Genomic DNA, 4,786 nt, shown 5'->3' on the forward strand with positions numbered 1-4,786 from the left:
TCGCCACCGCCGCCCAGGCCGTCGGCGTCGGCCGGGCCCTGCTCGACCGGACGGTCGCGTACGTGAAGCAGCGCACCCAGTTCGGGACGCCGATCGGCGCGTTCCAGACGGTCAAGCACCGCCTCGCCGACACCCTGATCGCCCTGGAGTTCGCCCGCCCACTGGTCCACGGCGCCGCCCTCACGCTGCGCCCCGACGACCTGGCCGCCGCGAAAGCGGCCGCGGGCGAGGCCGCGTACACGGCGGCCCGCACGGCACTGCAACTGCACGGCGCCATCGGCTACACCGCCGAGTTCGACCTGAGCCTGTGGCTCACCAAGGCGCGAGCCCTGCGCACCGCGTGGGGCACGCCCGGCCGCTGCCGCGCGGAAGTCCTCGCCGCCTTCTGAGGCGGCAGCGCGAAAGGGGCCGCACCCACGGGGTGCGGCCCCTTCGCACAGGGAGATCCGGACGCTCAGAGCCAGTCGCTCAGCACCTCCGCCGGTGCGTCCGGCGCGAAGTTCCCCGTGCCGAAACCCGAGCGGTAGAACAGCAGCGGGCGGCCGGTGCCGCGGGCGCGGAGGTCCGTGACGCGGCCGACGACGATGTCGTGGTCGCCCGCCGCGACGGCCTCGTCCACCGTGCAGTCCAGATGGGCCAGGGCGCCCTCGATGCGGATCCCGCCGTCGCGCGTCACCGCCAGGGGGACACCGGCGAACTTGTCCGGGCCCGGCCGGCCGAGCGCGGCGCACACGTCCTTCTGGTCGTCCGCGAGGATCGACACGCTGAAGCGGCCCGTGGGCAGCAGGCGTGCCCAGCTCGTCGACGTGCGGGCGATGCAGGCGAGCACGAGCGGCGGGTCGAGGGAGAGCGACGCGAAGGACTGACAGGCCAGGCCCGCCGGGTCCCCGGCCGCGTCCAGGCCCGCGATCACCGTGACGCCGGAGGCGAACCGGCCCAGCGCGTCACGGAAGGCGCGGCCGTCGAACCGCTCCCGCACCGGGGCTGCGCTCAGCCGTTCCACTCGTGGCCCCACAGGCTGTCCGACGTGATCTCCTTCGCGGTCCAGGACGCCGGGTCGACGACGAGGCCGTCCCAGCCGTACTCGACCTGGAAGCCGCCGGGAGCCTGCGCGTAGAAGGACACCATGTGGTCGTTCGAGTGGCGCCCCAGCGTGGAGGCGATCGGGATGCCCGCCTTCTTCATCCGGTCCAGGCCGTACCCGACGTCGTCCAGCGTCTCCAGCTCGACCATGAAGTGCACGATGCCGGGCGGCAGCGCTCCCGGGTACAGGCCGAGACTGTGGTGACGGGCGTTGGGGGACAGGAAGTGCATGCGGTACGTGTCCAGGCCCGGCCTGCCCGAGGGCACGGCGGCCGGCGGCAGTTGCATGGAGTCCCGCAGCTGGAAGCCGAGGACGTCCTCGTAGAAGGCGAGGGTCTCCTCGGTGTCGACCGCGGGCAGCACGACGTGCCCGAGGCCGAGCGCGCCCGGCCTGCCGGGCAGCCCGGTCACGAACCGGTTCCCGTACGGGGTGCCGAGCGGGGAGTGGTCCTGGGCCTGGCCCCAGTACAGCTCGACCGGGTTCCCGGCGGGGTCGTCGAAGAGGAGGGCGCCCCGCACGCGGCGGTCGGCCAGGAGCGCCGCGTCCGCCTCCTTCACCGCGACGCCGTGGCGCTCCAGTTCCTCGCGCGCCCGGCGCAGCGCGCGCTCGTCCGGCATCTCGAAGCCGGCCGCGAGCAGCCGGTCGGTGGCCCCCGCCACGAACTGGAGGCGGTGCACACGGTCGTCGATGCGGACGTTGAGCTGCGTGTCCGTCGAGCCCTGGGCCTCGACCATGCCGAGGATGTCCAGGACGTAGGTGCGCCAGGCGGGCAGGTCGGTGGTCTCGATGCGCAAATAGCCGAGTGCGCGGATGTCCATGGCAACGTCCTTGAAGGAAGGCGGAATGGGGTGACCGGCGGGCTCGATGGGCCTGGTGGGGCCCACTGCTCACGGGGAGAAGAAGTCGATCGCCAGCCGGTTGAAGGCATCGAACTGCTCCGCCTGCGCCCAGTGCCCGCAGTGCGGGAACACGTGCAGCCGGGCGTCCGGGATCGTCTTGAGGGCGACGAGCGCGCCGTCGAGCGGGTTCACCCGGTCCTCGCGCCCCCACGTGAGCAGCACGGGCTGGGTGAGCCGGTGGGCCTCGCGCCACAGCATCGTCCGCTCGGCCCATGCCGGGTTCGCGAACGCGGCCCCCATGCGGGCCGCGCCGAGCCGCGCCTCGGGGTCGGTCGCCTGCGCGTAGCGCTCCTCCACGAACGCGTCCGTGACGAGCGAGGAGTCGTACGCCAGCGTGGTGAGGAAGTCCCGCATCTGCGCGCGCGTCGGCTCGGCCGCGGAGTTGAACGCGAACAGCTGCTTGATGCCCTCCGTCGGATCGGGCGCGAAGAGGTTCACCGAGATGCCGCCCGGGCCCATCAGCAGGAGCCGGCGGGCGCGGCCGGGGAAGTCGAGGGCGAGGCGGGTCGCCGTGCCGCCGCCGAGCGAGTTCCCGACGAAGCCGGCCTGAGCGACGCCGAGTTCGTCGAGCAGCGCCACGACGGCGCGGGCCGCGAACGTGAAGTAGTCGGTGTCCGGCTCCGGCTTGTCCGACCGGCCGAAGCACGGCTGGTCGACGAGGAGCGTACGGAACCCGGCCGCGGCGAACGGGGCCAGGTTCGGGCCGAAGTTGGACCAGGCGGAGGCGCCCGGGCCGCCGCCGTGCAGCATCACCACGACGGGTCCCTCGGCGGGGCCCGCCTCGTGGTAATGGAGGCTCATGTCCTTCAACTGGGCGATGCGTGAGGTCGCCTGATAGGTCGTCACAGCATCGTGTCCTGAATCTCGAGGCCCAGCGTGATCTGCCCGTGCATCATCAGCGCGCGCTCGGGGTCGTTGGCGGCGTGCCCGCGCCCGGTGTGGCAGTCGCGCCAGGCGCGCTGCACCGCATTGCCGCCGATGCGCATCGCGTTGCCGCCCGCGTTCTCCATCAGCAGGTCCACCGCCGACGTGCAGCGCTCGGTCGCCAGGACCTGGTCGCGGCGGGTGCGGCCGCGCAGTTCCAGCGGCAGCGGCTCCCCGCGCTCGGCAAGCGCGTACAGCTCGGCGATGTTGCGGCGCAGCAGCAGCCAGGCCGCGTCGATCTCGCTGCCCGCCCGCGCGATCCGCACCTGCGCGAAGGGGTCCTCGGCGACCTTCGTGCCGTAACTGACGCGGATCCGCTCCCGCGTGGCGTGCACGTACGAGGCGTACGCGCCCCGCGCGATCCCGGTGATCGGCGCGGAGATCGTCGTGGTGAACACCGACGCGTAGGGGAGCTTGTAGACCGGCTCCGGGTTCACCGCGTGGCCCGGCACGTCCAGCGCGGTGACCGGGCCGAACGACAGGGCGCGGTGCTCGGGCACGAACACGTCGTCCACGACGACGTCGTTGGAGCCCGTGCCGCGCAGGCCGACCGTGTCCCACACGTCGTCGATCGTGTACGCGTGGCGCGGCAGCAGGAACGTCCGCATGTCCACCGGGCGGCCCTCGGCGTCCGTGACCAGACCGCCGAGCAGCGCCCACTCGCAGTGGTCGCAGCCGGACGAGAAGTGCCAGCGCCCCGAGATCCGAAAGCCGCCGTCGACGACGGTGACCCTGCCCGTCGGCGCGTACGAGGAGGAGATCCGGGTGTCGGCGCGCTCCCCGTCCTCGCCCCACACCTCGGCCTGCGCCCTCGGGTCGAACAGGGCGACGTGCCAGGGGTGCACGCCGACCACGGACGCCACCCAGCCCGTCGAACCGCAGGCCTCGGCGATCTCGTGCACCGCGTCGTAGAAGAGCGTGGGGTCGGCCGCGTACCCGCCGAAGCGGCGCGGCTGCAACAGCCGGAAGAAGCCGGTCGCGGCGAGGTCCTTGATGCTCGACTCGGGCACCTTGCGCTGTGCCTCCGCGTCGGCGACGCGCTCGCGCAGCGCCGGCAGCAGGGCGCGGACGGCGTCCAGGACGGCGGCGGAGTCCTGACTCATATGCCCCCCTCGGGGTGTGGTGGATCGATGTGCAGCGAACGTAGGCCGGGCGAGCAGGCCCCAGAAGCGGTGGTTCCCGGTGAGCGGGAAGGGCCCCCGGCGGCGGTCACGGAGCAGCCCACACCGACACGAGGTATTTCTAATAGAAATACCTCGTGCGCGGTGCTTCCCTGCGCGCCGAAGGCCGTGGCATCGTCCGGACAAGGCCGTTCATGCGGCCGAACAGGATCCGGAATCCCGCTGAACCGGGGGTTTGCTGTGCGCGAAGCCGTCGTCGAGGACCCGGCCGTCGAGGAGCCGGCCGCGGCCGTGCCGCTGTCCCTGCTGGAGAAGGCCGAGGCGGTCCTCGGGGCCTTCGACGGCACCCACCCGAGGCTGTCCCTGACCCAGGTGATCCAGCGTTCGGGGCTCAGCCGCTCCTCCGCGCACCGCATCCTCGACCAACTGGTGCAGCTGCGCTGGCTGGACAGGGAGGGCCGCGACTACCGCATGGGCATGCGCATCCTGGAGCACGGCGGGCTCGCCGCCCATCACAACCGGCTGGTGCGCGCCGCGCTGCCGCACCTCGACGAACTGCACGACGCCACCGGCAAGTTGGTGCAGCTCTGTGTCCTCGACGGCATCGACGTCGTCTGCCTGGAGCGGATCGGCTCGCTCGACGACCAAGGGCCGGCCGCACGCGTCGGGGCCCGCCTGCCCGCCCACTGCACCGCCGCGGGCAAGGCCCTGCTGGGCTTCGGCGACCCGGCGGCCGTCGACCGGGTCGTCGCCGCCGG

6 protein-coding genes are annotated in these 4,786 nt (G+C 72.9%); 2 read left to right on the forward strand and 4 right to left on the reverse strand.

Annotated features, from left to right (window positions below):
• On the forward strand, nt 1-389 hold a 389-nt coding region (locus tag G3I40_RS41815), incomplete at its 5' end, for an acyl-CoA dehydrogenase family protein (RefSeq protein ID WP_275410323.1).
• Nucleotides 390-454: 65 nt separating this feature from the next.
• On the opposite strand, the gene G3I40_RS41820 is transcribed toward G3I40_RS41815, so the two are convergent.
• The 4 genes from G3I40_RS41820 to hsaA form a co-directional block, all read right to left on the reverse strand.
• On the reverse strand, nt 455-1,003 hold the full coding sequence (locus G3I40_RS41820; RefSeq protein ID WP_343245197.1) for a flavin reductase family protein: 549 nt from the start codon (nt 1,001-1,003) through the stop codon (nt 455-457).
• Complete coding sequence (locus G3I40_RS41825) at nt 991-1,902, reverse strand: VOC family protein (protein WP_164560025.1); 912 nt, start codon at nt 1,900-1,902, stop codon at nt 991-993. The genes G3I40_RS41820 and G3I40_RS41825 overlap by 13 nt, the downstream gene beginning before the upstream one ends.
• Nucleotides 1,903-1,971: 69 nt before the next feature.
• Nucleotides 1,972-2,829 (reverse strand): 4,5:9,10-diseco-3-hydroxy-5,9,17-trioxoandrosta-1(10),2-diene-4-oate hydrolase, encoded by an 858-nt coding sequence (gene hsaD / locus G3I40_RS41830; protein WP_343245198.1) that lies wholly within the window; start codon nt 2,827-2,829, stop codon nt 1,972-1,974.
• On the reverse strand, nt 2,826-4,010 hold the full coding sequence (gene hsaA / locus G3I40_RS41835) for a 3-hydroxy-9,10-secoandrosta-1,3,5(10)-triene-9,17-dione monooxygenase oxygenase subunit (RefSeq protein WP_164560026.1): 1,185 nt from the start codon (nt 4,008-4,010) through the stop codon (nt 2,826-2,828). The genes hsaD and hsaA overlap by 4 nt, the downstream gene beginning before the upstream one ends.
• Nucleotides 4,011-4,268: 258 nt before the next feature.
• Between hsaA and G3I40_RS47765 the strand changes: the two genes are divergently transcribed.
• The coding region (locus tag G3I40_RS47765) for a helix-turn-helix domain-containing protein (protein ID WP_343245199.1) at nt 4,269-4,786 on the forward strand (518 nt) is incomplete at its 3' end.

Origin of the sequence: Streptomyces sp. SID14478 (assembly GCF_010548525.1) — a bacterium.
Lineage (GTDB): Bacteria > Actinomycetota > Actinomycetes > Streptomycetales > Streptomycetaceae > Streptomyces.